The organism is Sphingomonas sp. G-3-2-10, from assembly GCF_012927115.1.
Lineage (GTDB): Bacteria > Pseudomonadota > Alphaproteobacteria > Sphingomonadales > Sphingomonadaceae > Sphingomonas.
In genome coordinates this window covers 153,040-179,120 of the sequence record NZ_JABBFY010000002.1, presented here as the reverse complement: position 1 = coordinate 179,120, position 26,081 = coordinate 153,040, and the positions used below count along the sequence as shown (strand labels likewise).

The window sequence follows — 26,081 nt, the reverse complement described above, 5'->3', positions numbered from 1 at the left end:
TCCAGGACACATCAATGAACCTCCGCAACGTCGCGATCATCGCGCACGTCGATCATGGCAAGACCACGCTAGTCGACCAGCTTTTCCGCCAGTCCGGCACCTTCCGCGACAACCAGCGCGTCGAAGAGCGTGCGATGGATTCGAACGACCTCGAAAAGGAGCGCGGGATCACGATTCTCGCCAAGCCGACGTCGGTCGAGTGGGAAGGCACGCGCATCAACATCGTCGATACGCCGGGCCACGCCGATTTCGGCGGCGAAGTGGAGCGCATCCTCTCGATGGTCGACGGCGTGATCCTGCTGGTCGATTCGTCGGAAGGCGCGATGCCGCAGACCAAGTTCGTAACCGGCAAGGCGTTGAAGCTGGGCCTGCGTCCGATCGTGGTGGTCAACAAGGTCGACCGCCCGGACGAGCGCATTCAGGAAGTGCTCGACGAAGTGTTCGACCTGTTCGTGTCGCTCGACGCGACCGACGAGCAGCTCGATTTCCCGGTGCTCTACGCGTCGGGCCGCAACGGCTATGCCAATGAGGACCCGAGCCTGCGCGAAGGCACGCTGCGTCCGCTGTTCCAGAAGATCGTCGATCACGTGCCGCCGCCGTCGCTCGAAGTCGACGCGCCGTTCACCTTCCTGGTGACGCTGCTGGATCGCGACAACTTCCTCGGCCGCATCCTCACGGGCCGCGTCCAGTCGGGCACGGTCAAGGTGAACCAGCCGATCCACGCGCTCGACATGGCGGGCAATGTGATCGAGACCGGCCGCGCGTCGAAGATCATGACCTTCCAGGGTCTCGACCGGGTGCCGACCGACGAAGCCAGCGCGGGCGACATCATCTCGATCGCCGGCCTGACCGTCGCGACGGTGTCGAACACCATCGCCGACACCACGGTCACCGAAGCAATCCAGGCGCAGCCGATCGATCCGCCGACGCTGTCGATGCGCTTCGCCGTCAACGATTCGCCGATGGCGGGCCGTGAGGGTTCGAAGGTCACGTCGCGCATGATCCGCGACCGTCTGGAGCGCGAAGCCGAATCGAACGTCGCGATCAAGGTGACCGAGAGCGAGGACAAGGACTCGTTCGAAGTGGCCGGCCGCGGCGAGCTTCAGCTCGGCGTGCTGATCGAAACGATGCGCCGCGAAGGCTTCGAACTGGGCATCAGCCGCCCGCGCGTGCTGTTCCGTCAGGACGAGAACGGCAACAAGACCGAGCCGTACGAAACCGTCGTCATCGACGTGGACGACGAGCATTCGGGCACGGTCGTCGACAAGATGAACCAGCGTAAGGGCGAGATGACCGACATGCGTCCGTCGGGTGGCGGCAAGACCCGTATCACCTTCTCGGCGCCGTCGCGCGGCCTGATCGGCTATCACGGCGAATTCCTGTCCGACACGCGCGGCACCGGCATCATGAACCGGCTGTTCGAGAAGTACGGTCCGCACAAGGGCAATATCGAAGGCCGAAAGAACGGCGTGCTGATCTCGAACGGCAATGGCGAGGCGCAGTCCTATGCGCTTGGCCCGCTCGAGGATCGCGGCATCCTGTTCGTCGGTCATGGCGAAGCGCTGTATGAAGGCATGATCATCGGCGAGAATGCCAAGACGGAAGACCTTGAGGTCAATCCGATGAAGGCGAAGCAGCTGACCAACTTCCGCGCATCGGGCGGCAAGGACGACGCCGTCCGCCTGACCCCGCCGAAGAAGATGACGCTGGAACAGGCGATCGCGTATATCGACGACGACGAGATGGTCGAAGTGACCCCGAAGAAGATTCGCCTGCGCAAGCGCCACCTCGATCCGCACGAGCGCAAGAAGGCGTCGCGGGCGAAGGTCGCGGCCTGATCCCAGCTTTGGACGAAGGTTCGGCGTCGCATCCCCGGGGGTGCGGCGTCGAACCTGTTTCGGGCCTGCCGCAATTGCGCTTCAGTCCCATGCTTGTCTGTGCGCCTCACGGGTCGGGAGGTGTTGGATGATCTTCGCGATGATGCTTGCGGCGGCGGGCGTGCAGGATGCGCCGCCCGTGGACAAGGCTTCGGCCCCTGCCGGATCTTCGGTGTCCGCGCCCTCGACCGACAGCGACGGCACGCAGCGCTGGTCGATCCTCGTCGATCCCTGCGCTTCGGTGACGGGCAATCCGGTGCGCGACGAGATCGTGGTTTGCGGCAGCACCGTCGCGGCGAGCCCGCGGCTTCCCTTGCCAGGCGAGCGCGGACCGCCCGACCGGCCGATGCCGAGCAATCCCTATTTGAGTGGCATGGGCGCGCTGGAGGCGAGTGTCGCCCCCTGCGCGGCGCGGAGTCAGGGCTGCACGACCGGCGTCGACCTGTTCGGCGGCGGCACGGCGCTGGTGCGGCTGATCGGCAAGGTGATCGATCCCGACAGCTGCTGCGAGGCACAGGGCGAGGCGACCAATCCGTTCGCGCTGGCAGGCGATATCGGATCGGGCGTGGCGGGGCTGTTCAGGGGTAAGCCCGACAAGTCGAACCGTATCCCGATTCCGCTGGAGGATCCCGTGTCGGGCGCCGGTCCGATCCCGTAAAACCGTATGCTGTGGGAAGCCCGATATGCCCGCTTGCGATTGACACCGGTGTCCAATAGCCTGTCCGAAATAGCGGGAGAGGCGGAATGCGGATGATGTTGTGCGCGGCGATGGCGATGGCCGTGGCGTTTCCGGCACTGGCGCAGACCGCACCTGCTGTGCCGGGCGTCGGTGAACGGCCGCCGGTCACGCCGATCAAGGCGTCCAAGGTGGTCCTTGTCGGCGATTCGACCACCCAGTCGCTCAGCGGATGGGGCGGGGCGTTCTGCGCGAACCATGTCACGTCGTTCCTGCACTGCGTGAACATGGCGCGGGGCGGGCGCAGCACCTATAATTACCGCGCCGAGGGATCGTGGGACCTCGCTTTGTCGGAGATGAAGGCGCCCGGCTTCGACACCGTCTGGGTGCTGATCCAGTTCGGGCACAACGACCAGCCGGGAAAGCCGGGCCGCTCGACCGATCTCGCGACCGAATTCCCCGACAATCTGCGCCGTTATGTCCGCGAAGTCCGGGCGGCGGGCGCGGTGCCGGTGCTGGTGACGCCGCTGACCCGCAGGCAGTTCAAGGACGGGAAGCTGGAAAACGACCTAGAGCCGTGGTCGGCATCGATCCGCGCGATAGCGAAGGAAATGGACGTTCCTTTGGTCGATTTGAATGCGCGCAGCCATGCGGCGGTGCAGGCGATGGGGCCATCGATGGCCAACCGCTTCGCGCAGCGGCCGCCTTCGCCGGATATCGCGGCGGCGGCGTTGTCAGGTACGACCATCGCTTCGACTGCACCAGCCGCGACAGCCACCCCGCAGGCCAACGCCACGGTCGAGCCGATGGGCGATGCCAAGCTGTCGTTCGACTATACCCATCTCGGCCCGGAGGGCGCGGAATTCTTCTCGGCGATGGTCACCGCCGAACTGGCGGTTCAGGTGCCGAAGATGCGGCGGATGCTGGTGCAGTAAACGGGCGTCAGGCGCCCATTTCCAGCAGCACCTTCCACTCGTCGGCGCGGACCGGGGTGACCGACAGGCGCGACTGGCGGATCATCTCCAGCGCCTGAAGGCGGGGTTCGGCCTTGATATCGGCCAGCGGCACGGGCTTGGCCAGCTTGGCGACAGGCTTCACCGCGACGCTGGCCCATTTGCCGTCGTCGCCGTCGGGCTGCCAGGCGCGAGTGATCTCCATGATGCCGACCGCAGCCTTTTCGGTGTTCGAATGATAGAAGATCGCCTGGTCGCCCGGCTGCATGTCCTTCAGGAAATTGCGCGCGGTGTAGTTACGCACCCCGTTCCATTCGGTCGCGCCTTCCTTGATCAGGTCGTCCCAGCCATAGACATCGGGTTCGGAGCGGAGCAGCCAATAGTTCATGCGCACCCGGTTAGCGGGCCTTTGTTCGTTTCAGCAAGGCTGAAACGGTGCGGTGCCAGTCCGCTCCCCCGCCCGGCCACCCAACAAGGTTATTCTATGGGTGGCCGGGCGGGGGAGCGGGCGGAGCGGCCCAAGGTTCCGGCGATGCGAAGCATCGTTGGAATGGCTGCGGGCGGCACCGCCTAAACAAGGGCTGAACACCCGATTCCGAACCAGTTCAGCCCCCGAACGTTACCTCTTTCTACCTCAGCGCCGCGACTCGCCGACGGGATGGCGAAACTGGCGCCAGTATGAGTGAGGAGGAATGTCATGTTGAACTTTGCCACCAAGGCGGCGCTGGGCGCCGTTCTGGGCGTCACCGCGCTGACTGCTGCGGCCGCCCCTGCCGATGCGCAGCGCTATCGTCACTATCGCGACCGGGATCGCGGCGGCGAAGTGCTGGTCGCCGGCATCGCCGGCATCGCGATCGGCGCCGCGCTCTCGCAGGACCGCCGCTACGATTACGACCGCCGCTATTATCGCGAGCGCGGCTATTATCCGCGCAACGGCTATTATTACCGCGACAATTACCGCCGCTATCGCGGCTATGAGAATTGCCGCATCCGCCGCGTATGGGACGACTGGGAAGGCCGCTACGTCCGCGTTCGTTACTGCCGCTAAGGCATCGGGAGGGCGCGGATCCACCGGGGCCGCGCTCTCATCCGATCGTATGGCTCGCCACGCCCCTCGCGGCTGATATGGTGGCCGCGTGGCACAGACAGATTCGAACGGGCAGCGGCCCGACCCCTCCGATCCGTATCAGCGCATGGCGCAGACCTTTCCGGCGCTGGCGCCGGAGATGCTTGAGCGAGTGATCGCGTTCGGCAGTGAGGAAAAGCTGCCCGATGGCGCGATGCTGTTCGAACGGGGCGAGCGCAGCGTCGACTTCTTCCTCTGCCTCGAAGGCGGGATCGAAGTGCTGGAGAGCGACGACGAAGGCGAACGCCACGTCGTCCACACCCACACGCCGGGCCAGTTCACCGGCGAACTCGATCTGTTCAACGACCGCAAGATTCTCGTCACCGGCCGCGCCGTGCCGGGCAGCCGCGTGCTGCGCGTCAAGCGTCGCGACTTCCAGCGGATGATTGCGGCCGAGCCTGACATCGGCGAGATCATCATGCGCGCCTTCATTCTGCGCCGTGTCGGGCTAATGTTGCACGAACAGGGCGGGGTGACGCTGATCGGGCCGGGCCATTCGGCCAATATGGGGCGGATCGAGACCTTCCTGACCCGCAATGGCTATCCCCATCGCCGGATCGATACCGAAGTCGATATCGATGCCGGCGGCTTTCTCGACTGTTTCGAGCTGACCGAAGAAGACCTGCCGGTGGTAGTTTGCGAAGGCCGGGCGCACCGCAACCCGAGCAACGCGGCGCTGGCCGACGCGCTGGGGCTGACGGTCGCGATCGATCCAGAGCATGTTCACGATCTGGTGGTCGTGGGCGGCGGCCCGGCGGGACTGGCGGCGGCGGTCTATGCCGCGTCGGAGGGCCTCGACACCGCGGTGATCGAAGGCACCGCGCCGGGCGGGCAGGCCGGGACCAGTTCGAAGATCGAGAATTATCTGGGCTTCCCCACCGGCATTTCGGGGCAGGCGCTGGCCGGGCGTGCGCAGGTTCAGGCGCAGAAGTTCGGCGCGAAGCTGCTGGTGGCACGCGGCGCGACCGGTCTCGATTGCAGCGCGGTGCCGTTCACCGTGGAACTCGAACATGGCAAGTCGGTGAAGGCGCGTGCCGTGGTGGTCGCCACCGGCGCGCGCTACCGCAAGCTCGATCTGCCGCGTTACTGCGAGCTGGAAGGCAACGGCATCTACTACGCCGCGACCGCGATGGAAGCCGGGTTGTGCGCCGACACCGAAGTCGTGGTGATCGGCGGCGGCAATTCCGCGGGGCAGGCCGCGATCTTCCTCGCGCGCACGGTGAAGCACGTCCACATCCTCGTCCGCGGCAAGGGACTGGCCGAGACCATGTCGAGCTATCTGATCGAGCGGATCGAAGCGTCGGAGAAGATCAGCCTGCACCCCTATTGCGAAGTGACCGAGCTGAAGGGCGAGAAGCATCTGACCGCGCTCAAATGGGTCGAGAAGGGCGGGAAGGAGCATTGCCTCGACGTCGGCGGGCTGTTCGTGATGATCGGGGCAGCGCCCAACACCAAATGGCTCGACGGCTGTGTCGAACTCGATGCGCAGGGCTTCGTCGTGACGGCGGAAGGCGCGACCTTCGCAGCGTCGAAACCGGGAATCTTCGCGGTAGGCGATGTCCGCTCGGGATCGGTCAAGCGCGTCGCATCGGGCGTGGGCGAGGGATCGGTGGTGGTCTCTGCCATCCACAAATATCTGGAAGGGTTAAACCTGGCGCAGGCGGCCGAATAGACGGGACTTGCCCGCATCGGCATGTTTGCGGCAAAGGGCGCGGATGAGCGACACTCCTCCCGACCGGCTCTCGGTCAACCAGAAGAGCCCCTATTTCGACGAAGCCACGCTGATGCGCGGCATCGGCATCCGCTTCAAAGGCGTCCAGCGCCGCGACGTGGAGGAATATTCGATCAGCGAAGGCTGGATCAAAGTCCAGGTCGGCAAGAAGATGGACCGCAAGGGCAATCCGCTGACGATCACGCTGAATGGCCCGGTCGAGGCATGGTTCGAATCGCCCGCGCCGGGCGAAGGCGACGCCGACGAGGCGAAGCCCGAAGGCGAGTGATCGCTGCCGGTCGGGCGCGGAAGTTGACACGAAGTTGACACTATCGCGGGCGTTCGGACAGGAGCTGGATCGGCGCGTGAGGCTCTTTGTTTGAGGCTGTGTGGCTGGTGGTTTCAAAGAGCGGCCGCGCGCTTGCTGATTGCAGCAGGCGAAATCCAACATTGCAAACCTAAAGCCCTCCCCCTTGATGGGTGAGGGTTGGGTGGGGGTGACCTCTCCTCATGGGACCGTTCAATGAGGAGAGGTCACCCTCATCCTCCCACCGCTTCGCGGCGGGCCCCTCCTCCCATCAAGGGAGAAGGTCTCGGCGCGGGGTTAGGGTGGGATTCGTCAGATACCGGCCTATCGTTTGAGCTACGCCTCTGGGATTCCCCGAGGATATCGTTGTTCCAGAAGCGCAACACGCGATAGCCATCGACTTCGAATCGTCCCAGTTCTGACCGCATCGGTGTCCGGTCGGTGCTGCCCGCCATCGGCTTCGACGATCAGCTTGTATCGATGGCTGGCGAAGTCGGCGAAATACTGGCGAAACGGGACTTGTCGGCGACAGCGAGCCTCGGGAAAAGCCTCGCGGAGCAGTCGTCACAACAGTTTCTCGGCTTCGGTGGGATCGCGCCGGAGTTTGCGCGCCCGGGATGTGCTGCCTGACGGCGGGACCTTCTTCATGCGGCCTCTCCCGTGGAGAGGTCACCCCCACCCAAACCCTCCCCCATCAAGGGAGAGGGCTTTTAGGTCATCCCCCAAACGCCGCCCGTGCCGCGTCCTCGAATGCCTTCAGTGCGGCCATGTGCGGGAACGGGCCGTGGCTGATCCGCGCGGCGCCGGCCGAGGCGACCGACTTCGCGTCCGGCGCGCCGGGGAAGGCCATGAAGTTCACCGGCAGCGGCACCGCCTTGCAGATCTTTTCCAGCAGTCGGAGGTCGGCGATGCCGGGGACGAAGAAGCCGTTGGCGCCGGCTTCGGCATAGGCATGGCCGCGCGCGATCGCGGCGTCGACCAGCGCGGCGTCATGCGCATCGGGCTTCGCGATCAGGAAATAGTCGGTGCGCGCGTTGATGAAGAAGGACGGTCCGACTTCCCACCGGATCGCGGCGATGCGCGCGGCCTGTTCCTTGATGTCGTGCATGGCGCGCGGGTTCGCGCTGCCGATCACCTGATCCTCGAAATTGCAGCCGACCGCGCCGGTGGCGGCGAGGCGCGCGACATTGGCGGCGGCGGCGTAGCGATCGGGCGAATAGCCGCCCTCGAAATCGATCGAGACCGGCAGGCTGGTCGCGCGGACGACGCGATCGGCATTGGCGAGGGCGAGATCGAGCGGAAGCGCCTCGGCGTCGCTATAGCCGTGCGCGGTGGCGACCGACGCGCTGCCGGTGGCAATGGCCTTCGCGCCCGCGCGCTGCGCCACGGCGGCGCTGCCCGCGTCCCAGACATTGAACAGGATCAGCGGATCGCCGGGCACGTGGAGCCGGGCGAAGGTTTCGAATCTGGCCGACATGCATTCCTCCCGCCTGTGATGCGGAAGCGTTGTTGCCGATTTGTTCCGAGCGGGTCAAGCGTCGCTGCCCGTTTTGCGCCTCCCGGCCGGGGCCGGGAGGATGGAAGGCATCAGCGGAAGTTGACGCAGACCTGATCGCGGATTTCGAGCATCGCGCGCGAAATCTGCTGCGCGATCTTGTGCGCGCCGGGACCTTCGGGAACTTCGGTCGATTTGCCGATCAGCGCCGAAACGCGGGGCAGATCCTTGCAGATCTGCTTCGAGCGCCTGTTGTTGTTCGAGCCGTGATAGGCGGCCTGGGTGACGGTGCACACCTGGATCAGCGACTGGCCCCAGCCGGGAAACTGGAAGCCCTGGCCGATCACCACGCCCGTGACGCCCTTGCATGCGCTGTCGAGCCGGGCGCTGTCGCCATTGATCAGCGCTTCGTAAATGCGCTCGGCGCGGGCGGTCCAATTGGCCCAGCCTTCGGCGCGGTCCTTCGCCGCAGCGATACCGGGGAGGATCAGCGCGCCGGCGAGCGCGGCGATGGTGAACGAGTGACGGATACGCATGAGAGACTCCCTGTCGTGAAAGGTCCGGCGCGGGCGCGCGTCAGCACATTCCCTGGCGCAGCCCGCGCATCGCTTCGGTGAGCTGCCTCGCCAGCGGATAGGCGCGGGGCTCGGCTTCGACCGGCTTTGCCTTGCCCAGCTCGGACTCGGCGTTGCGCAGGCGATTGCAGAGGGCGCGGCTGCGGCCCTGCGTCAGCCCGGTCTTGAGCGCGTCGCAGACATAGATCAGGCCGGTCGCCCATTGCGGCAGATATTTCCCGCCGACTTCGCGCTGGATGTTGCGGCAATAGAGATTGACCTGGCTTTCCTCGCCGCTCTCGATCGCCTTGAGCAGGGTGCCGGCGCGATAGACCCAGTCGTTCCACACCTGGGGACTCGCGTCCTGCGCCGATGCGGGTGTTGCGGCGGACAGGAGCAGGATCGGCAGGGCGATCCGCGAGACGATGCGATTCATGAACAGGCGTCCTTGCGAAGTTGGGCGATCATTGCGGAGATTTGGCGCGCGCGATCGTCGGCCTCGGGCGCCTCGGCGACTTCGCGGGCGCGGCCGATCTCCTTCCCCGCCTGTTTGAGATTGCGGCAGACGATGCGGACACGGCGGAGGTCGCCGACCGGCTCGAACAGATTGCGCAGCGCGGCGCATGCGGGGCGCAGCGATTGCGCCCATGCCGGGAATTTGACACCCGAGCGCGTGAGCACCCGGCCCACGTCCGAACAATGCGCGTCGAGCAGATTGAGATTGGCGGTCTCGATCGCCTTCATCAGGCCATCGGCGCGATATTCCCACATCCGCCAGCCGCCGCCGTCCTGCATGGGGGCGGCACAGGCCGTCCCCGGAATCGCGACCAGCAGCGCCAGTATCGCGAAAAACCGATGCCGCATTCGAACGCCCCCGTCCCACCTAACTCAGGGCGATGTGGGGGAAGGGGATGGGGGACGACAGCCCCATTTGGGGCAAACCCCTCCCCGCGCGGGCGGAGAGGGGCGCTAATTTGCCGGAAGGAGGCGCTTAGTGGACGAAGCGCGCCACCACGTCGCGATACGAACGGCTGACCTTCACCGACGCACCCGAATCGAGCACGAGGAAGCATTCGCCATTGGTGTGCGGCTTCACCTGCTTGACCAGATCGAGATTGACGATGGTCGAACGATGGACGCGCTGGAACCGGCGCGGATCGAGGCGCTTCTCGAGGTCCTTCATCGTTTCGCGCAGGATCAGCGTGTTGTCGCCGGTATAGATGCACATGTAATCGCCGGCCGCGTCGATCCGCTCGATCGTATCGACATCGACGCGGAAGATCTGGCCGCGATCCTTGATGTTGATGAGCTTTTCGAAGCGGTTCGAAGCGAGTTCGCCCGCGCCGCCATCGGCCGAGGCCATTTCCTCGGCGGTGTCGGGAGCGACTTCGGCGAGGACTTCCTTGAGCTTCTCGACTTCCTCGGCCCCGCGCTTCTCGTTCAGGCGCATCCGCACGCGTTCGATCGTGTCGGCGAGGCGGGCCGGTTCGACCGGCTTCATCAGATAGTCCATCGCCTGCGCTTCGAAGGCGCGGATGGCGTGGTCGGAATAGGCGGTGACGAAGACGAACAGCGGCGGTTCGACTTCCATAAGACCCTGCACCACCGAAAATCCGTCGAATCCGGGCATCTGGATATCGAGGAAGACGAGGTCGGGTTTGTGCGTCTTGATGGAACGGATCGCTTCGCGGCCGTTCGAGCATTTGTCGATGATCTCGACGTCGTCATGCTCCTGAAGCCGGAGCTCGAGCCCCTGGATCGCCAGGGGTTCGTCGTCGACGAGAATGGTTCTGATTGTCATGCGGCCTCTCGGTTCGGTTCCTCGATCTGGAACGGGATTTCGATCTCAACGCTGAACCCATGCCCCGGGTTCGATTTCGTTTCGAATCGATGGTCAGGCCCGAAAGCCTGCGCCAGTCGCTCCTTGATATTGGCGAGCCCCACGCCGGTTGAAAGGGTCGGCCTCGCTTTCATCTCGATCAATCCCGGGCCGGTGTCGGATACGCTGATCTGCACCCGTTCTCCGGCGAGCCGAGCGGAAACGGTGATATCGGCGCCTTCTTCCTGCGGAGTGACGGCATATTTGATCGCATTTTCCACCAGCGGCTGGAGCAGCAGCGAGGGCAGCCGGGCCTTGGCGACGCGCGGGTCGATCTCGAAATGGGTGCGCAGTCGCTCGTCGAACCGCATCTTCTCGATCTCGAGATAGAGTTTCAGCGTTTCGGCTTCCTGCGCCAGCGTGACGTGCGCGGTCGGCTCGTTGGCGAGCGTATAGCGCAGGAACGACGCGAGGCGGGAAAGCATGATGTTGGCGCGTTCGGTCTGCTTGAGCAGCACCAGCGTCGAGATCGAATTGAGCGTGTTAAACAGGAAATGCGGGTTGAGCTGATAGCGCAGCATCGCCAGCTGGGCGCTGCTCGCCTGATGCTCCAGCACCTGCATCTGATCGGCCTGTTGCTCGACGATCAGGTAGAAGTTGATGCCGAAATAGAGCGCGGACCAGCCTGCCAGCACGGTGAAGTTGAGGAACATGGTCGCGAAGACCAGCGCGACGCTGATCCCCGGCTGCAGCGAATCGCCGTTGATGAACGAGAAGCTGAAGGCGTTGAGCACCGCATAGACCAGAGTCGCGGTGGCCAGCGTGGCGAGAGTCAGCAGGATGCCGCTGATGCGCGGCAGGCGGCGATAGAAGCCGTAGAGCGTCGAAAGCAGCAGCGTCAGGCTATACCCGATGATCGTTTCGACCAGCGGGATCAGCACGCCCTTCAGCGTGATCCCGATCGAAATGGACGAGACGGTGCGCAGGATCAGATAGCCGCTCCACCCGACCGCCTGGAGCATCCAGAAGGCGCGGCTCTTCTCTTCGAAGAAGGGGCGCGTGAGCACTTCGGGCCGCGCGATGGCCGCGGGCAGCAGGCGGAGTCTGGGTCGGGCCGGTTCGAGCACGGGCCTGCTCTAACACCGCTGACAAGTGCGGGCAAAGAGGGGTAGGCTTTGCGTCGGCAAGGGAGCGGGCTGGCACCGTCCCCCGGCATGAGCCGGGAAAACATAGGAGAGGGCCGATGGAGGATTCGGGCGAGCGCGCCACGTTCACCGCGATGAGCGAGGGAACGCAGGCGGACTGGAACATCATCGGCAGCCAGTTTCGCGGCTTTGCCGGCGGATTGGCGGACCGGGTGCTGACGCATCTGCGGCTGCTCGACGGCGATTTCGGCGGCTTTCCGATCGACCGGATGCAGCATTCGCTCCAGACCGCGACTCGCGCGCATCGCGACGGGCGGGGCGAGGATTATGTGGTGATGGCCCTGCTTCACGACATCGGCGACACGCTGGGCAGCTATAATCACCCCGAGATCGGCGCGGCGATCCTCAAGCCGTTCGTGAGCGAGGAGATCCATTGGATCTGCCAGAATCACGGGGCCTTTCAGGGCTATTATTTCTTCCACTTCATCGGGATGAACCGCGACGCGCGCGAGGCGTTCCGCGGGCATCCTCATTTCGCGGCGTGCGAGGAATTCTGCGCGAAATATGATCAGGCGGCGTTCGACCCTGACTATGACAGCGAGCCGCTGGAATATTTCGAGCCGATGGTCCGCCGCGTGTTCGCCCGGCCGGTGAACTCGCTCTACGCCAAGGCGGCCGAGACGGTCTGATCCGCTCAAGTTGAGTAGCGCTCCGGCGAAGGCCAGGGCCTTGGCAAATTGCAGCCGGCCAGGCCAACGCTCCGGTCTCCGCCGGAGCACGATTGCTTTGGATGTGCAGGTTTGGCCTGATCCGAAGCGAGCATAGCCGCTGTCGTCCGCCTTATCCCCCAAACGAAAACCGCCGCCCCCTTTCGGGAGCGGCGGCTTTCTTCTTGCCGGGGTGGCGGTTGGCTTAGAAGCCGACCACGAAGGCCATCGTCACTGCGCGCGGCACGCCAAAGTTGGCGTTCGGGACAGTGTAGCGGTTCGACGAACCACCGAAGCCGCCGACATAATACTGATCGAACAGGTTGGTCACGTTGAACTGGAGATAGGTCTTTTCGAGACCCCACTGAGCCATGTTCAGACGGATATCGATATCGACCAGCGTGTATTCCGGCGCAGTCGCACCATAGACGGTGGTGGTCGTCGCGCCGCTGACCTGCTGGATCGGCAGGTTCTCGTCGTTGACGTAGCGCTTGCCGGTACGCTTGGCCTGAACGCCGAGGTCGACCGGACCGATGGTGCCCTGGATACGGCCGCCGAAGGTGTAAACCGGAGCGCCCGATTCACGCTTGCCGGCGGTCTGCACGAAGTAGGGCGAGCCGACCGTGGTGCAACCATACTGGCCTGCAGTCACGAACGCTGCCGAGCAGTTGCCACCCGCCAGATTGTCCTTGATCCGCGAGCTCAGATACGAACCGAACACATAGAGCAGGAGGTCCGGGGTCGGCTTGTACGCGATGCTGCCGTCGAAGCCCCACTTGGTGACGTCGCCCAGGTTGCGGGTGATCGTCTGGTCCAGTTCGGGATCATAGGCGGTGGCGATACGGTTGGTGTAGCCGGTGTACCAGCCCGCGAGCTGCGCGGTCAGGCGGCCGCGACGATAGCGGAAGCCGCCGTCGAAGCTGTTCGTGCCTTCAGGAACCGGGCGCGCGCCGTCGGCGGAGACCGGGAAGTAGAAGGCGCCGTACAGAATGTCCGTACCGGGAACCGAGATGCCCTTGGTGTAGCTGGCGAACGCGCTCAGATCGTCGGTGACATCGAAGGTCACGCCGAGGCTCGGCAGGACCTTGTCATAGTTGTACACGCGACGCTGCGGAGCGGCGAAGCCGACGACGCAGGTGACTGCGGTGGTGCAAGCACCGGCCGGACGCGTCACAGTGGCGCCGTTGCTGTTGGTGGTCGAGGTCACGCCCTGGCCGAAATAGGCATAGGGGTTGGCCGCGCCATAAGCTGCGAGCTGGCCCGCGGGCAGGCAGGCGACGTTGCCGTTGGCTGCGACGGTGAAGCAGTTCTGCGTCAGATCGCGCTTGAACCACTTGCCGGTGACGCTGGCGACGACCGTGAGCGGACCGAACTCGCCACGATATTCACCCGAGACCTGCTGCAGCTGGGCATAGGACAGGCGGTCGCGCTTCTGAAGCGACGGACCCGAACCGGTCAGGATCGGCATGTTCACCGGGAAGACGTCCAGCGGTTCACCGTTGATCGCCAGCGGAGCGTGCTCGCCGGTCTGGCGATGGCGGCCGCGGTCATAGGTGTAGCTCAGGCGGAAGCGCTGGCCCTGGGCGAGCGTGTAGGCGAGCGACGAAACCACGACATAACGACGGGTGGTCGTCTGGCTCGGGTTCGCGATCTGGACGGTGTCGAGCAGATCGCCGTCGCCGTTGAGGTCACGGCCGACATAGGTGCCGAAGCCGCCCGGCGATGCATTGCCGCCGTTCGGGCCCGCATTGATCACGCCGGTGAAGGTGCCCGCGCCGCAGCCCGGTGCCACGACGGGCGCGGTGCCCAGCGTGGTGCAGCCTTCGCGCGCTGCGACGACGCCGCCGCCGTTCGCCTTCACATACTGGAAGCTCGGGTCGACCGTCAGGACCAGACCTTCGGCCAGCGTGAAGCGCATGTTGCCGCGGATGTTGCCGGTGTTCGACGGGTTGTAGCGACGATCGAACTCGGTGCCGCACGAGTTGGTGGTGTCCACCAGACCGGCGCGAGCAACGGCCGTGTTGCACGGATAGTTGATGTTGTACTGACGCTCGGTGTTGGTCAGCGGGAAGCGGTTGCCCGAACCGCTGCCGACGACGCGAGCCGGATCGGCGCGTAGCGGGCCCGAACCGAAGAAGTTGTTGCGGTTCTCGTTATAGTGGCCCGCGATGGCGATGAAGTCGCCATTGTCGCCGATCGACTGATAGAGACGGCCGTTGAACTGGGCCTTCTCGAGCTGGCCATAGTTGTTGAAGGGGTTGTCGCCCTTCAGCCACGAAGCCGAAACGAAAGCGCGGGTGCCGATGCCGGTGAAGTCGCCGGTGTCGATCATCGCGAAGCCGCGATAGAAGTTGCGCTCGCCGGCCGGTGCGCCATTGGCGGCGTAGGTGCCGATCATGCCGCTGAACAGCGCGCCCAGTTCCTCACCCGGAACGCGGGTGCGGATGTTGACGGTGCCGCCCGAAGCCGAGGCGGTCGGGCTGTCGGCGTCGGTCGAGCCGAGGTTGACGTTGATCGACTCCAGCGTCTCGGGATCCTGCTGCTGGTTCGAATAGATGGCGTAGTTGCCGGTGTCGTTCAGCGGAATGCCGTCGATCGTCTGCGAGATGCGGGTCGAGTCGAAGCCGCGGATCGTGAAGGTGCCGCCCGACGCGCCGGTGGCGTCGTTGTTCTGGAAGCTGACACCCGGCGACAGGTTGATGATGTCGTTGACGGTCTGGCCGGGGCGCTGGCGCTGGATCAGTTCCGCGTCGATGACGACCTTCGACTTCGGCGTATCGGGCAGCTGGACTCCGCCGACGCTGCGCTGAACGGCGGTGCCGGTGACGACGATTTCATTCTCGGCTTCGAACTCGGTCGAGCCGGTCGACTGAGCGAAGGCTGCCGACGGCAGAATAAGCGCGGCAAACGCCACGCCTGCGAAAAGCTTAGTGCGCATGGTCTTCCCCTTGTTGGGTGGTGCCCGTAATAACTCGCGGTGCGGTGCTATCACCGTCTGAGCCGCCCTCTGGCGACTGAATATGGCAGTCACGTGACAGTCAACGCGAGTCTTATTTCCGCGCAGATTCCGTCATGCTGCGTTGCAAAAAAGCATCACTGTGAAGTCCCGGAATAGATTGCATTCCATTCGGCTTCGTCGATCACGCGGATGCCGAGTTCAGCCGCCTTTTTCAGTTTCGATCCAGCGCCCGGACCCGCAATGACGAGGTCGGTCTTCGCCGAAACCGAGCCCGCGACTCGCGCGCCGAGCTTCTCCGCCTGCGCTTTTGCTTCGTCGCGGCTGAGCGTTTCGAGGCTGCCGGTGAAGACCAGGGTCTTGCCGGTCACTTCCGACTCGCGCGCTTCGACTACGAAAGGTGGGGGCGTCACCTCGGCGAGCAGATCATCCCACACGGTGCGGTTGTGCGGCTCGTGGAAGAAGTCGGCCAGGGCATGGCCCACGGCGGCGCCGACATTCTCGACGCCGATATGCTCGGCAATGGCCTTGTCGAGCCGGGTGCGGAATTTCTGGTCGGTCTCACCGATTTGCTGCGCGGTGGAGTCGCGCAACGCGATGAGTTCGTCGGCCAGCGCCTTGATCGCATCGAAGGTCGCATAGCGCTTGAGCAGGTCGCGCGCGGTGATCGCGCCGATATGGCGGATGCCCAGGCCGAACAGCAGCCGGGCCCCGTCGGGTGCGCGCTTGGCTTCGATGGCGTCGAGCAGATTCTCTACCGACTTTTCCTTCCACCCTTCGCGCCCGAGCAGTTCCTCGCGATGTGCGGCGAGGCGGAAGATGTCGGCGGGCTCGGCGATCCAGCCCAGATCGAGGAATTCGACGATGGTCTTCTCGCCCAGCCCCTCGATGTCGAGCGCGCCGCGGCTGACAAAGTGGCGCAGGCGTTCGAGCCGCTGGGCGGGACAGATCAGCCCGCCGGTGCAGCGGATATCGACTTCGCCTTCCTCGCGCACCGCGTCCGACTGGCATTGCGGACAATGGGTGGGAAATATCCACGCCTCGCGCGCCACGTCGCGCGTGAGGTTCTCGACGATCTGGGGGATCACGTCCCCGGCGCGCTGGAGCACGACGCGGTCGCCCGGGCGCACGCCGAGCCGCTCGATCTCGTCGGCATTGTGCAGCGTCGCGTTGCGGACAACGACGCCGCCCACGGTAACCGGATCGAGCTTGGCGACCGGCGTGAGCTTGCCGGTGCGGCCGACCTGAATTTCGATATCGTTGAGCGTGGTTTCGGCGCGTTCGGCGGGGAATTTGTGGGCGATCGCCCAGCGCGGCGCACGGCCGACACTGCCCAGCCGCTCCTGCCAGTCGAGCCGGTCGACCTTATAGACCACGCCGTCGATGTCGAAGGGCAAGTCGGCGCGCTGCGCCTCGATCCGGCGATAATGGGCGAGCGCGGCTTCGACCTGGACGCATTCGACGACCAGCGGGTGGACCGCGAACCCCCAGCCTTCCAGCGCGCGGATCACGCCGAACTGGGTATCGGCGGGCAGCGCGGATGTTTCGCCCCAGCCGTGGGCGAGGAATTTGAGCGGGCGGGCGCGGGTGACCTCCGCATCCTTCTGGCGCAGCGATCCGGCGGCGGCGTTGCGCGGATTGGCGAACTGGCGGGCTTCCTTGCCGCTGTCCTCCGCTTCGGCGAGCAGCCGGGCGTTAAGCGCGTCGAAATCCTGCTTGGCCATATAGACCTCGCCGCGCACCTCGAACACGTCCGGCGCATCGGCGGGCAGGGTCTGGGGAATGTCTTCGATCGTGCGGACATTCGCGGTCACGTCCTCGCCCACGCGCCCGTCACCGCGCGTGGCGGCCATCACGAGGCGGCGATGCTCGTAACGCAGCGAGCAGGACAGGCCGTCGATCTTGGGCTCTGCGGTCAGCGCCACGCGATCGTCGGTCCCGAGCGACAGGAAGCGGCGGACGCGCAGGATGAAATCGATCACGTCCTCGTCGCTGAACGCGTTGTCGAGGCTCATCATCGGCTTCGCGTGAGTCACCTTCTGAAGATTGCCGGTGGGCGCGGCACCCACGGTCTTCGACGGCGAATCGGCGCGGACCTGATCGGGGAAGGCGGCTTCGATCGCCGCGTTGCGCCGCATCAGTGCGTCATAGTCCGCGTCGCTGATCTCGGGCGCGTCGTCGGTGTGATAGAGGCGGTTGTGATGCGCGATCTCGGCCGCGAGACGTTCCAGTTCGAGGGCGGCGTCTTGCGGATTGGCGGGGAGCGGCGCGGTCATGATCGCGGGGTAGGCGCGGCGGGGGTGTGCGATCAAGGGGATGCTTGAACCCGCCGGCCTCAGCCGCGACATAGGGGCGATGCACCGCATCCATCCCGCCCTGCGCTGGACCGGCACGATCCTGCTCTGGGCCATCGTCGCCGTCTGCCTCACCCTGACCGTGATCCCCCACCTTCTCGACCGCGTCTATTATCGCGGGGCGGTGACGTCGCATTTCGACGGCGAGCATTTCAGCAATCCCGATGGCGACGACGACCGGCTGAAGACGACCGGCGGGCGCAGCCGGATCGGGTTCATGTGGCGGCAGGCGTTCGGCGATGCCGAGCGGCCGGTGTGGCCGGAAAAGGTGGCGGTGACGCCATCGAAGCCCGCGCCGCGCGTCGATGACGGGCGGATGGTCGTGACCTGGGTGGGCCATGCGACGGTGCTGGTGCAGGCGAACGGGCTCAACATCCTGACCGATCCGATCTGGAGCGAGACGGCGGGGCCGTTCGGCGTGGGGCCGCGCCGCGTGACCGATCCCGGCGTCCGTTTCGAGGATCTGCCCAGGATCGATCTCGTGCTGGTCAGCCACAATCACTACGACCATCTCGATCTCGCGACGCTGAAGCGCCTCTGGGACCGCGACCGGCCGCTGATCGTCACCTCGCTGGGCAATGACAGCGTCATCGGGCAAGCGGGCGTGCCGGCAACGGCGCTCGACTGGGGCGGGCGGATCGCGGTGCGGTCGGGCATCGAAGTCGCGGTAACGCGCAACCATCATTGGGGCAGCCGCTGGTTCAGCGATCGCAACCGCGCGCTCTGGTCGAGCTTCGTCGTGCGGATGCCGGGCGGCAATTTCTTCTTCGCGGGCGATACGGGGCTGGGCGACGGCAAATGGCCGGCCGAAGCGGCGGCGCTGGGGTCCATCCGGTTTGCCGCGATCCCGATCGGCGCGTTCCGCTTCGAGGAAGGGCAGATGCGCAACGGCAGCCATATCAGCCCGCCCGATGCGATCCGGGTATGGGACGGGCTGGGCCGGCCGCGGTCGCTGGCGATTCATTGGGGCACGTTCCGGCTGAGCCGCGAGGCGCGCGAGACGCCGCCGGATATGCTGCACGGGATGATGGACTGCGCGGGGAGCGATCCGGCCCGGTTCGGGGCGAGCGGGATCGGCGAGGCGTTCGAGGTCGCGCCGCTGTCCGCCGCGCCGCCGCCGCCCGACCTCGCCGCGCTGGATGCTTGCGAGAAGGGCGGCGCTTTCAGGGCGTTGCGCTGAACCCAAAGCCGCGTATCCTGCACGTCGAGCTATGAGGGGAAGTTCGATGTCGAGCATGACGATCCGGATGATTGCGCTGGCCGGTGGCGCAGCGCTGGCCCTGTCCGCATGTTCGCCCGCGCCGGGCGGTTCGCGCCCCGGCACGGCCAGCAGCGCCGCACCGCGCGAGCGCCCCAATCCGAGCCGAGACATGATGCAATCGCTGGGCGGCGGCCTGCGCGGCGGCGCGCTGCGCGACGCCATCGCCAGGGCGGAACAGCATCCGCTGGGATCGAACCTGAATCCGGTGCGCGAAAACCAGCCCCAGGGCCAGCGGGCCTATCTCAGCCGCCTGCGCTGCGCGGACGGCACTGCGCCGAGCTTCTTCCGCGCGGGCAACGTCGGCGCCGGCGTGTTCGGCTATATCGTCGATCTGTACAAGGTGACCTGCGCGGGCCAGCAGCCGGTCGATATCTTTATCGACATGTACCATTCGGGGCCGGAGAATCGTCCGGTGCCGGGGTTCACGATCGTCGATTGAGGCTCGGCAAAGTCGAATGCGGCTCAGGTGCAATCGCCGAGCCGCTTCCACTTCATCTCGACGCCGACGCGGATGCGTTCGGTCGCGCCGCTGGATTGCTTGAGGTTGACATTCATCGAGAGGGTGGCGTCGATCCGGTCCTCGCGCTCGCGGCCGTCGAATTCCATCGTCCCGCTCATGGTGCCGCCGAATCGGCTCGCGGGGCCGCAGGTTCCCTTGCCGACGATGGCGCCGTCGCTGCTTTCGAGCGAATCGACGGTGCAGAGCTTTTCGGTGTTGGCGAGGAAGTTGCTGTTGATCCTGTTCTTCGTTTGAAGCGCGGGTTCGATGCAGGGGATGACTTCGTTGCGATCGGGCGGGAGGTCGAGCGGGGCGTCCTTGCGGTCGATCCACACATCGTTCGCGATCAGCGCGACGAGCTTCACGTCCTTCTGCCACTTCCCCATTTTCGGGATATTGTCGGGGCTGTCGGCACGGGCGCCGCAGCCCGCGAGCAGGATGAGAGCGGCAATCGGCATCGTCCGGATCATGGCGCGCATGGGTTCCCCTCCCGCGGTCGTCAGCCAAGGGGTGCACGGGACCCGTTTCAAAACGGTTAAACTGCAGCGTCAGGGTGCTTGAGGCGCGGCGCGGGGACGCGTATTTCATTGCACGGGGTTGGAGGGATTTCTTGCCGATGGAAGGCGTGGCGCGCGCACCGAGAATCTATGAGACGACGCTCGACCGGACCGGGTTCGCGCTCGGCACCGGCGCGCTGCTGGGCGGGTTGACGGTATTGGTGCTGGTGGTGCTGGGCGGCGCGCGCGAGCCGCTGACGCTGATCGGCTGGTTCCTGCTCGGATCGGCCTTCTCGGCGATCGCGATAACCGCGGTGGCGGGGCCGCTCTGGCTGGTGATGCATGTCGCGGGGCTCAGGCGCGCGCGGCACGCCGCGATGATCGGCGCAGCGGCGGCGCTGGCGATTCTCGTGGGCGCGCAGACCTGGGGGTTCGGCCTGCTCGAAATGCCGCCGATCGACAATAATACGTTGCTCTATCGCTGGGTCAGCGCGGTGCTGACCAGCGCGGTGGTCGCGGTGATCGCAGCGCTGATCGGGCTGGCGATGTGGCGGGTGGCCTACCGGCGCGTGGATTGAGGGCTTTGCGCCGGCAATCCGGTGCCGGCGCTCAGCGGAGTGTCAACAAATTACGCCGGGCCCACGCGGAACGCACAGAGCTTGTTGCCCTCGGGATCGCGGAAATAGGCGGCGTAGAAGGCCTGATCGCCTTCGTCGCCGCGCACGCCCGGGCCGCCCTCGCACTTCGCGCCCAGCTCGACCGCCTTGCTGTAAAGCGTATCGACCTTGTCGCGGGTATCGACCACCAGCGCGATCATCGTGCCGTTGCCCGAAGTGGCGGGCTGGCCGTCATGCGGCGGCCCCATGCCGAACATCGGCTTGTCCCAACTGGCGCCCCACGCGGTCGCGCCGGTCGGAAATTCCATCAGCCGGCCGACTCCGATCGAGCCGAACAGCGAATCGTAAAAGGCGCGGCTGCGTTCGAGATCGTTGCTGCCGACGAGCGTATATCCGATCATATGCCTGTCCTCTCCTGAACGCCGCTGCGTTGGCGGCTACCGCACCCAGTTCCGCAGACGCGGGCAGGGTGCGGCGCATTCGGCTTACTTCTTCGCGGGCGCCGCCGGGGTGGTGCATTCGCCGGTACGCTTGCCGCTGATGCGCATCTTGCTGTGCGCCTTGCCCGTCGGCATCGTCATGTTGGTCTCGGCGACGGCAGTGATGCTTTCGTCGGTATAGGTGGCGTCCGACTTGATCGTCATCGCGCCGCCCGGTCCGGGGCAGCTCATCTCGGATTCGACCTTGCCGCCCTGGATCGAATATTTCGAGAATTTGCACTGGCTCGACGGCGCGCCGGCAAGGATTTCGGACATCGGCTTGTCGACATCCTCCTTGGTCACGCACTTGCTGTCGGTGCGGCTGCCCTGCGCCTTCATCGCGGCCTGCATGTCGGGCGTGATGCCGGGGCCTTCGATCTCGATCACCTCGAGCTTAAGCTCCCACTGGCCGGGCTTCATCTTCTGGTTGGCGCCAGCCTTGTCGACGGCCTTGGCGACTTCTTCGGGCGACGCGTTGGTCAGCGAGACGCTGGGTCCCTGATTGCAGGCGGCCAGCGCGAAGGCGAGCGCGATCGGGGCAAGTGCGATGCGGTTCATTGGATATTCCTTATTTCTTGGCGTCGGGCGTGCAGTCGCCGGTACGCTTGCTGACGGTATTCGCCTTCATGTTCATGCCGAACTGGCCGGTGGACTTCACCGAAGTGACGGCGGTTGCCGAATCCCCGTTGAAGGTGCCGTTGACGCTCATGGTCATATTCTGGCCGCCCGGTCCCGGGCACACCATGACCATGTCGATCTTGCCGCCCGACATTTCGAACTTGCTGTAGGTGCAGGTCGATTCCTCCGCCCCGGTGAACATGCCCCCGGGCTTTTTGGATTCCTCTTCGGACAGGCAATATTTGCTGGGCTTCTTCTTGCCGTCTTCCTTGGCCTTGGCGAGCGCCGCGGCCTTCATCTCCGCGGGCATGCCGGCAATGTCATATTCGGTGATCTCGACCGTGGTTTCCCACATGCCGGCGCGCATCGTCGGCTTGAGCCCGTTCGCTTCCGCCGCCTTGGCGACTTCCTCTGGCGTGGCATTGGTCAGCGAGACGCTTGGACCGCCGCAGGCGGCAAGCATGAGCAGCAGCGCCATCGGCGCGACGATCTTCGTGGCCATCGTCTTCTCTCCTGTTGCGTGCCTTATTTGGTGCAGACGCCGGTACGGCGGCCGCTGACATCCATCGCCAGCTTTACCCGCCCCGTAGGCGCGGGATAGGCCATCTCGATATTCATGTGGATCATGAAATGCTGCGGGTCATAGGTACCGGTAACGGCATTGGTGACCGGCGAGCCGTCGGGCCCCTTGCACTTCACGACCGCGTCGAACGTGCCGCCGCCCATCGTGATGCGATCATAGACGCACTGGTCGCCAAGCATTTCGAACACCTGCTTGGGCTCGGGCGCACTCTGTTCGATGGTCGGTTCCTGACAGAGAGTCTCGGTCTTGGGCGGCGCCTTGGCTGCCGCGATCTTTGCGTCGCGATCGGGGCCGGCCGGGATATCGGGCATGTCGATCGAGACGATCTCGTAGCGGCGTTCCCACTGGCCGGTGGCGATCGGCGCGCCGGGCTTCTTCGTCGCATAGGCCTCTGCCACCTGTTCCGAGGTCGCGTTGGTCAGGCTGAAGCTGCCCGTGCTCTGGCCCGCGCCCATCAGCGGAATGGCCAGCAGCGCGAGCGGCGCCAGATAGGTTCGGTTCATTTTTTGTTCTTCCCGCTTTTCGTTGGGCGCGACTCTCCCCATATTCCCCGTTTATGGCAATCCAGATTCGCACCGACCTGGCCGAACCCGAGACCGGGCAAAGCTTTATCCCGCACCGGCCCAACCGGCCGGACAAGCTGGAGGGCGGCCGCAAGTTCAAGCTGGTTACCGAATATACCGCCTCGGGCGACCAGCCCGGCGCCATCGCCGAGATGGTGGCCGCGGTGGAGGCCGGTGAGCGCGATCAGGTGCTGCTGGGCGTCACCGGATCGGGCAAGACCTTCACCGTCGCCAAGGTGATCGAAGCGACCCAGCGCCCGGCGCTGGTGCTGGCGCCGAACAAGATCCTGGCGGCGCAGCTCTATGGGGAGTTCAAGAGCTTCTTCCCGGACAATGCAGTCGAGTATTTCGTCAGCTATTACGACTATTATCAGCCCGAAGCCTATGTCGCCCGCAGCGACACCTACATCGAGAAGGAAAGCTCGGTGAACGAAGCGATCGACCGGATGCGGCATTCCGCAACCCGGTCGCTGCTGGAACGGGACGACGTGATCATCGTGGCGTCCGTTTCGTGCCTCTATGGCATCGGGTCGGTCGAGACCTATTCGGCGATGATCTTCGACTTGAAGAAGGGGCAGAGCGTCGATCAGCGCGAGATCATCCGCAAGCTGGTGGCGCTCCAGTACAAGCGCAACGATGCGGCCTTCAACCGCGGCGCGTTCCGCGTGCGGGGCGACAGCCTCGAAATCTTCCCGTCGCATTATGAGGACACCGCCTGGCGGATCAGCTTCTTCGGCGACGATATCGAGGAGATCACCGAGTTCGATCCGCTGACCGGACAGAAGGTCGCGAACCTCGATTACATCCGCGTCTATGCCAATTCGCACCACGTCACGCCCGGGCCGACGCTGAAGCAGGCGATGGAAGCGATCCGGCATGAACTCTCCGAGCGGCTGAAGGAGCTCCATGCCGAGGGCAAATTGCTCGAGCATCAGCGGCTGGAGCAGCGGACCAACTTCGACCTCGAAATGATCGCCGCCACCGGCAGCTGCGCGGGGATCGAGAATTACTCGCGCTTCCTCACCGGCCGTATGCCCGGCGAGCCGCCGCCCACCTTGTTCGAATATCTCCCGGACAACGCCCTGCTGTTCGTCGACGAGAGTCATCAGACGATCGGCCAGATCAACGGCATGTCGCGCGGCGATCATCGGCGGAAGGTGACGCTGGCCGAATATGGCTTCCGCTTGCCCAGCGCGATCGACAACCGCCCGCTGCGCTTCAACGAATGGGACGCGATGCGGCCCCAGACCACCTATGTCTCGGCCACGCCCGGCGCATGGGAAATGGAGCAGACCGGCGGTGTGTTCAGCGAGCAGGTGATCCGCCCTACCGGGCTGATCGATCCGCCGGTCGAGATTCGCCCGGTCGAGGAGCAGGTGCAGGACCTGATCGTCGAATGCCGCAAGACCGCCGAGGCCGGCTACCGCTCGCTGGTGACGACGCTGACCAAGCGGATGGCGGAAGATCTGACCGAATATATGCACGAAGCGGGGCTGAAGGTTCGCTACATGCATTCGGATACCGAGACGCTGGAACGCATCGAACTGATTCGCGATCTGCGCATGGGCGTGTACGACGTGCTGGTCGGCATCAACTTGCTGCGCGAGGGCCTCGACATTCCCGAATGCGGGCTGGTCGCGATCCTCGATGCCGACAAGGAAGGCTTTCTGCGCAGCGAAACCTCGCTGATCCAGACCATCGGCCGCGCCGCGCGCAATGTCGATGGACGCGTGATCCTCTATGCCGATCGCATGACCGGCAGCATGGAACGCGCCATCGCCGAAACCGACCGCCGGCGCGAAAAGCAACGCGCATATAATCTCGAACACGGCATCACGCCGACCACGATCAAGCGCAACATCGGCGACATCATCGCCCATGTCGCGTCGAAGGATCAGGTCACCGTCGATATCGACGAGGACCGCCCGCACATGGTCGGCCACAATCTGCGCTCGTATATCGAGAGCCTCGAAAAGAAGATGCGCGATGCCGCCGCGAACCTCGAGTTCGAGGAAGCAGGCCGCCTGCGCGACGAGATCCGCGCGCTGGAGGCTGAGGAACTTGGGCTGCCCGCGAGCGAGCACAAGGCGCCGATCATGGGCCGCAGCAACGAAGGCAAGCCCGGGACTCGGAAGGGGCGGTTCGGGAAGCAGAGCAAGACGAAGTGGGGCGGGGGCAAGCGCTGATGCTCAAGGTCTTCGACCCCCGCCAGCTGGGCCACGCGCCCGAGCGTGAGTTCCACAATGGCGGGTGGGCGGACTATGCCGAGACGCCGGTGCGGTCGCGGATCGTGGCGGAGCGGGTGGGGGATACCGTGCCCGCGCGGGATTTCGGGATGGCGCCGGTCGAACGGGTGCATTCGCCGGACTATCTCGCGTTTCTGCGGACCGCGCACGATCGCTGGGTTGAGGCGGGGCGCACGGGCGATGCGATCGGCTATGTCTGGCCGGTGGTCGGGCGGCGGCCGCTCAACCTCTCGCGGATCGACGCGCTGCTCGGGCAATATAGCTATGACGCGGCCACGCCGGTCGCGGCGGGGACGTGGGACGCGGCCTATTGGGGCGCGCAGACGGCGCTGACTGCGCTGCAACCGCTGCTCGACGGGGAAGCTCGGGCGAGTTTCGCTTTATGCCGTCCGCCGGGTCATCATTCGGGTGCGGATTATTGCGGCGGCTATTGTTACCTCAACAACGCCGCCATCGCAGCGCAGGCGGCGATCGATGCGGGCAAGCGCCGCGTCGCGATCCTCGATATTGACTATCATCACGGCAACGGGACGCAGGATATCTTCCTGGATCGCGATGACGTGCTTTTCGCCTCGATCCATGCCGATCCGGCGACCGACTATCCCTTTTACTGGGGCCATGCCGACGAGCGTGGCGAAGGCGATGGCGTGGGGGCGACGCTGAACCTGCCGCTGCCGCGCGGGACGGGGATCGAGGCGTATCTGCCCGCGCTCGATACCGCGCTGGCGGCGATCGACGCGTTCGGGCCGGAGCTGATGATCGTTTCGTTCGGTGCGGATACCTTTGCCGAGGATCCGATATCGCACTTCAAATTGCAGACCGCCGACTATGGGACGATCGCGCGGCGGATCGCCGGCGCGGGCCTGCCGGTGCTGATCGTGCTGGAAGGCGGCTATGCCGTCGACGCGCTGGGCGAGAATGTCGACGCCTTTCTGAACGGCTTTTAGGTAGCGGTAACATTTTCGCTTGCGCGGCTGTTTTTCATCCGTACCTTGTCAACGTTGACATAATGGCTCCGTAACGAGAGCCGGGACCGGA

27 protein-coding genes are annotated in these 26,081 nt (G+C 65.2%); 13 read left to right on the top strand and 14 right to left on the bottom strand.

What is annotated here, in order from left to right; genetic code table 11:
* Nucleotides 1–14: 14 nt before the first annotated feature.
* The 3 genes from typA to HHL13_RS17415 all read left to right on the top strand — a co-directional run bounded on the left by typA (nt 15) and on the right by HHL13_RS17415 (nt 3,488).
* Entirely contained in the window at nt 15–1,838 is a 1,824-nt protein-coding gene (gene typA, locus HHL13_RS17425; protein ID WP_169557184.1) for a translational GTPase TypA, read from the top strand.
* Between the two features lie 127 nt (nt 1,839–1,965).
* Nucleotides 1,966–2,535 (top strand): hypothetical protein, encoded by a 570-nt coding sequence (locus tag HHL13_RS17420; RefSeq protein ID WP_169557182.1) that lies wholly within the window; start codon nt 1,966–1,968, stop codon nt 2,533–2,535.
* A gap of 86 nt (nt 2,536–2,621) precedes the next feature.
* A complete protein-coding gene (locus HHL13_RS17415; RefSeq protein WP_169557180.1) occupies nt 2,622–3,488 on the top strand; it encodes a rhamnogalacturonan acetylesterase in 867 nt (288 codons plus the stop codon).
* A 7-nt stretch (nt 3,489–3,495) separates the two neighbouring features.
* On the opposite strand, the gene HHL13_RS17410 is transcribed toward HHL13_RS17415, so the two are convergent.
* Nucleotides 3,496–3,894 (bottom strand): EVE domain-containing protein, encoded by a 399-nt coding sequence (locus HHL13_RS17410; RefSeq protein ID WP_169557179.1) that lies wholly within the window; start codon nt 3,892–3,894, stop codon nt 3,496–3,498.
* A 309-nt stretch (nt 3,895–4,203) separates the two neighbouring features.
* Here HHL13_RS17410 and HHL13_RS17405 point away from each other — a divergent pair, with 309 nt between their 5' ends.
* From HHL13_RS17405 to HHL13_RS22580, 4 genes are all read left to right on the top strand, one after another.
* Nucleotides 4,204–4,554: a hypothetical protein gene (locus HHL13_RS17405; protein ID WP_169557178.1), complete on the top strand. Its 351-nt coding sequence runs from the start codon at nt 4,204–4,206 to the stop codon at nt 4,552–4,554.
* Between the two features lie 88 nt (nt 4,555–4,642).
* On the top strand, nt 4,643–6,304 hold the full coding sequence (locus HHL13_RS17400; protein WP_346775583.1) for an FAD-dependent oxidoreductase: 1,662 nt from the start codon (nt 4,643–4,645) through the stop codon (nt 6,302–6,304).
* Nucleotides 6,305–6,347: 43 nt separating this feature from the next.
* Nucleotides 6,348–6,632, top strand: coding sequence for a DUF3297 family protein (locus tag HHL13_RS17395; protein ID WP_169557177.1), 285 nt, complete (start codon nt 6,348–6,350; stop codon nt 6,630–6,632).
* Nucleotides 6,633–7,091: 459 nt separating this feature from the next.
* Nucleotides 7,092–7,280, top strand: coding sequence for a hypothetical protein (locus HHL13_RS22580; protein ID WP_240953887.1), 189 nt, complete (start codon nt 7,092–7,094; stop codon nt 7,278–7,280).
* Between the two features lie 85 nt (nt 7,281–7,365).
* Here the strand turns inward: HHL13_RS22580 and HHL13_RS17385 are convergent, their stop codons facing one another.
* The 6 genes from HHL13_RS17385 to HHL13_RS17360 form a co-directional block, all read right to left on the bottom strand.
* Complete coding sequence (locus tag HHL13_RS17385; RefSeq protein ID WP_169557176.1) at nt 7,366–8,127, bottom strand: isocitrate lyase/phosphoenolpyruvate mutase family protein; 762 nt, start codon at nt 8,125–8,127, stop codon at nt 7,366–7,368.
* A gap of 110 nt (nt 8,128–8,237) precedes the next feature.
* Nucleotides 8,238–8,681 carry a hypothetical protein gene (locus HHL13_RS17380; protein WP_169557175.1) on the bottom strand — a complete coding sequence of 148 codons (444 nt, stop codon included), beginning with the start codon at nt 8,679–8,681 and terminating at the stop codon, nt 8,238–8,240.
* Between the two features lie 40 nt (nt 8,682–8,721).
* Nucleotides 8,722–9,135 carry a hypothetical protein gene (locus HHL13_RS17375; protein WP_169557174.1) on the bottom strand — a complete coding sequence of 138 codons (414 nt, stop codon included), beginning with the start codon at nt 9,133–9,135 and terminating at the stop codon, nt 8,722–8,724.
* Nucleotides 9,132–9,563, bottom strand: a complete 432-nt coding sequence (locus tag HHL13_RS17370; protein ID WP_169557173.1) for a hypothetical protein — start codon at nt 9,561–9,563, stop codon at nt 9,132–9,134. Before HHL13_RS17370 ends, HHL13_RS17375 begins: the two co-directional genes overlap by 4 nt.
* A 127-nt stretch (nt 9,564–9,690) precedes the next feature.
* The gene (locus HHL13_RS17365) at nt 9,691–10,500 is read right to left on the bottom strand and encodes a LytTR family DNA-binding domain-containing protein (protein ID WP_169557172.1); all 810 of its coding nucleotides are present in this window, start codon (nt 10,498–10,500) and stop codon (nt 9,691–9,693) included.
* Nucleotides 10,497–11,540, bottom strand: a complete 1,044-nt coding sequence (locus HHL13_RS17360) for a histidine kinase (RefSeq protein ID WP_169557821.1) — start codon at nt 11,538–11,540, stop codon at nt 10,497–10,499. The genes HHL13_RS17365 and HHL13_RS17360 overlap by 4 nt, the downstream gene beginning before the upstream one ends.
* A 221-nt stretch (nt 11,541–11,761) precedes the next feature.
* On the opposite strand from HHL13_RS17360, the gene HHL13_RS17355 reads away from it, so the two are divergent.
* Nucleotides 11,762–12,352, top strand: a complete 591-nt coding sequence (locus HHL13_RS17355) for an HD domain-containing protein (protein ID WP_169557171.1) — start codon at nt 11,762–11,764, stop codon at nt 12,350–12,352.
* A gap of 223 nt (nt 12,353–12,575) precedes the next feature.
* Here HHL13_RS17355 and HHL13_RS17350 read toward each other — a convergent pair whose 3' ends face one another.
* Nucleotides 12,576–15,308: a TonB-dependent receptor gene (locus tag HHL13_RS17350; protein ID WP_169557170.1), complete on the bottom strand. Its 2,733-nt coding sequence runs from the start codon at nt 15,306–15,308 to the stop codon at nt 12,576–12,578.
* Between the two features lie 155 nt (nt 15,309–15,463).
* Nucleotides 15,464–17,602 carry an NAD-dependent DNA ligase LigA gene (ligA, locus tag HHL13_RS17345; protein WP_169557169.1) on the bottom strand — a complete coding sequence of 713 codons (2,139 nt, stop codon included), beginning with the start codon at nt 17,600–17,602 and terminating at the stop codon, nt 15,464–15,466.
* Nucleotides 17,603–17,681: 79 nt separating this feature from the next.
* Here ligA and HHL13_RS17340 point away from each other — a divergent pair, with 79 nt between their 5' ends.
* Complete coding sequence (locus HHL13_RS17340) at nt 17,682–18,860, top strand: MBL fold metallo-hydrolase (RefSeq protein ID WP_169557168.1); 1,179 nt, start codon at nt 17,682–17,684, stop codon at nt 18,858–18,860.
* Nucleotides 18,861–18,906: 46 nt separating this feature from the next.
* A complete protein-coding gene (locus HHL13_RS17335; protein ID WP_169557167.1) occupies nt 18,907–19,380 on the top strand; it encodes a hypothetical protein in 474 nt (157 codons plus the stop codon).
* Between the two features lie 23 nt (nt 19,381–19,403).
* Here the strand turns inward: HHL13_RS17335 and HHL13_RS17330 are convergent, their stop codons facing one another.
* Nucleotides 19,404–19,919 (bottom strand): DUF3617 family protein, encoded by a 516-nt coding sequence (locus HHL13_RS17330; protein ID WP_169557166.1) that lies wholly within the window; start codon nt 19,917–19,919, stop codon nt 19,404–19,406.
* Between the two features lie 146 nt (nt 19,920–20,065).
* Here HHL13_RS17330 and HHL13_RS17325 point away from each other — a divergent pair, with 146 nt between their 5' ends.
* Complete coding sequence (locus HHL13_RS17325; protein WP_240953886.1) at nt 20,066–20,515, top strand: hypothetical protein; 450 nt, start codon at nt 20,066–20,068, stop codon at nt 20,513–20,515.
* A gap of 50 nt (nt 20,516–20,565) precedes the next feature.
* Here HHL13_RS17325 and HHL13_RS17320 read toward each other — a convergent pair whose 3' ends face one another.
* The 4 genes from HHL13_RS17320 to HHL13_RS17305 form a co-directional block, all read right to left on the bottom strand.
* Nucleotides 20,566–20,955: a VOC family protein gene (locus tag HHL13_RS17320; protein ID WP_169557164.1), complete on the bottom strand. Its 390-nt coding sequence runs from the start codon at nt 20,953–20,955 to the stop codon at nt 20,566–20,568.
* A gap of 84 nt (nt 20,956–21,039) precedes the next feature.
* Nucleotides 21,040–21,591, bottom strand: coding sequence for a DUF3617 domain-containing protein (locus tag HHL13_RS17315; protein ID WP_169557163.1), 552 nt, complete (start codon nt 21,589–21,591; stop codon nt 21,040–21,042).
* Between the two features lie 10 nt (nt 21,592–21,601).
* Nucleotides 21,602–22,153 (bottom strand): DUF3617 domain-containing protein, encoded by a 552-nt coding sequence (locus HHL13_RS17310; protein WP_169557162.1) that lies wholly within the window; start codon nt 22,151–22,153, stop codon nt 21,602–21,604.
* A 23-nt stretch (nt 22,154–22,176) separates the two neighbouring features.
* A complete protein-coding gene (locus HHL13_RS17305) occupies nt 22,177–22,737 on the bottom strand; it encodes a DUF3617 family protein (protein ID WP_169557161.1) in 561 nt (186 codons plus the stop codon).
* A gap of 53 nt (nt 22,738–22,790) precedes the next feature.
* Between HHL13_RS17305 and uvrB the strand changes: the two genes are divergently transcribed.
* On the top strand, nt 22,791–24,983 hold the full coding sequence (gene uvrB, locus HHL13_RS17300; protein WP_169557160.1) for an excinuclease ABC subunit UvrB: 2,193 nt from the start codon (nt 22,791–22,793) through the stop codon (nt 24,981–24,983).
* A complete protein-coding gene (locus tag HHL13_RS17295; RefSeq protein ID WP_169557159.1) occupies nt 24,983–25,990 on the top strand; it encodes a histone deacetylase family protein in 1,008 nt (335 codons plus the stop codon). The genes uvrB and HHL13_RS17295 overlap by 1 nt, the downstream gene beginning before the upstream one ends.
* Nucleotides 25,991–26,081: the final 91 nt, after the last annotated feature.

What these genes read in the sequence shown, in the direction of transcription:
- typA (WP_169557184.1), top strand. Translation starts at nt 15, where the DNA reads ATGAACCTCCGCAACGTCGCGATCATCGCGCACGTCGATCATGGCAAG.
- HHL13_RS17420 (WP_169557182.1), top strand. Translation starts at nt 1,966, where the DNA reads ATGATCTTCGCGATGATGCTTGCGGCGGCGGGCGTGCAGGATGCGCCG.
- HHL13_RS17415 (WP_169557180.1), top strand. Translation starts at nt 2,622, where the DNA reads ATGCGGATGATGTTGTGCGCGGCGATGGCGATGGCCGTGGCGTTTCCG.
- HHL13_RS17410 (WP_169557179.1), bottom strand. Translation starts at nt 3,894, where the DNA reads ATGAACTATTGGCTGCTCCGCTCCGAACCCGATGTCTATGGCTGGGAC.
- HHL13_RS17405 (WP_169557178.1), top strand. Translation starts at nt 4,204, where the DNA reads ATGTTGAACTTTGCCACCAAGGCGGCGCTGGGCGCCGTTCTGGGCGTC.
- HHL13_RS17395 (WP_169557177.1), top strand. Translation starts at nt 6,348, where the DNA reads ATGAGCGACACTCCTCCCGACCGGCTCTCGGTCAACCAGAAGAGCCCC.
- HHL13_RS17385 (WP_169557176.1), bottom strand. Translation starts at nt 8,127, where the DNA reads ATGTCGGCCAGATTCGAAACCTTCGCCCGGCTCCACGTGCCCGGCGAT.
- HHL13_RS17380 (WP_169557175.1), bottom strand. Translation starts at nt 8,681, where the DNA reads ATGCGTATCCGTCACTCGTTCACCATCGCCGCGCTCGCCGGCGCGCTG.
- HHL13_RS17375 (WP_169557174.1), bottom strand. Translation starts at nt 9,135, where the DNA reads ATGAATCGCATCGTCTCGCGGATCGCCCTGCCGATCCTGCTCCTGTCC.
- HHL13_RS17370 (WP_169557173.1), bottom strand. Translation starts at nt 9,563, where the DNA reads ATGCGGCATCGGTTTTTCGCGATACTGGCGCTGCTGGTCGCGATTCCG.
- HHL13_RS17365 (WP_169557172.1), bottom strand. Translation starts at nt 10,500, where the DNA reads ATGACAATCAGAACCATTCTCGTCGACGACGAACCCCTGGCGATCCAG.
- HHL13_RS17360 (WP_169557821.1), bottom strand. Translation starts at nt 11,540, where the DNA reads ATGCTCCAGGCGGTCGGGTGGAGCGGCTATCTGATCCTGCGCACCGTC.
- HHL13_RS17355 (WP_169557171.1), top strand. Translation starts at nt 11,762, where the DNA reads ATGGAGGATTCGGGCGAGCGCGCCACGTTCACCGCGATGAGCGAGGGA.
- HHL13_RS17350 (WP_169557170.1), bottom strand. Translation starts at nt 15,308, where the DNA reads ATGCGCACTAAGCTTTTCGCAGGCGTGGCGTTTGCCGCGCTTATTCTG.
- ligA (WP_169557169.1), bottom strand. Translation starts at nt 17,602, where the DNA reads ATGACCGCGCCGCTCCCCGCCAATCCGCAAGACGCCGCCCTCGAACTG.
- HHL13_RS17340 (WP_169557168.1), top strand. Translation starts at nt 17,682, where the DNA reads ATGCACCGCATCCATCCCGCCCTGCGCTGGACCGGCACGATCCTGCTC.
- HHL13_RS17335 (WP_169557167.1), top strand. Translation starts at nt 18,907, where the DNA reads ATGTCGAGCATGACGATCCGGATGATTGCGCTGGCCGGTGGCGCAGCG.
- HHL13_RS17330 (WP_169557166.1), bottom strand. Translation starts at nt 19,919, where the DNA reads ATGCGCGCCATGATCCGGACGATGCCGATTGCCGCTCTCATCCTGCTC.
- HHL13_RS17320 (WP_169557164.1), bottom strand. Translation starts at nt 20,955, where the DNA reads ATGATCGGATATACGCTCGTCGGCAGCAACGATCTCGAACGCAGCCGC.
- HHL13_RS17315 (WP_169557163.1), bottom strand. Translation starts at nt 21,591, where the DNA reads ATGAACCGCATCGCACTTGCCCCGATCGCGCTCGCCTTCGCGCTGGCC.
- HHL13_RS17310 (WP_169557162.1), bottom strand. Translation starts at nt 22,153, where the DNA reads ATGGCCACGAAGATCGTCGCGCCGATGGCGCTGCTGCTCATGCTTGCC.
- HHL13_RS17305 (WP_169557161.1), bottom strand. Translation starts at nt 22,737, where the DNA reads ATGAACCGAACCTATCTGGCGCCGCTCGCGCTGCTGGCCATTCCGCTG.
- uvrB (WP_169557160.1), top strand. Translation starts at nt 22,791, where the DNA reads ATGGCAATCCAGATTCGCACCGACCTGGCCGAACCCGAGACCGGGCAA.
- HHL13_RS17295 (WP_169557159.1), top strand. Translation starts at nt 24,983, where the DNA reads ATGCTCAAGGTCTTCGACCCCCGCCAGCTGGGCCACGCGCCCGAGCGT.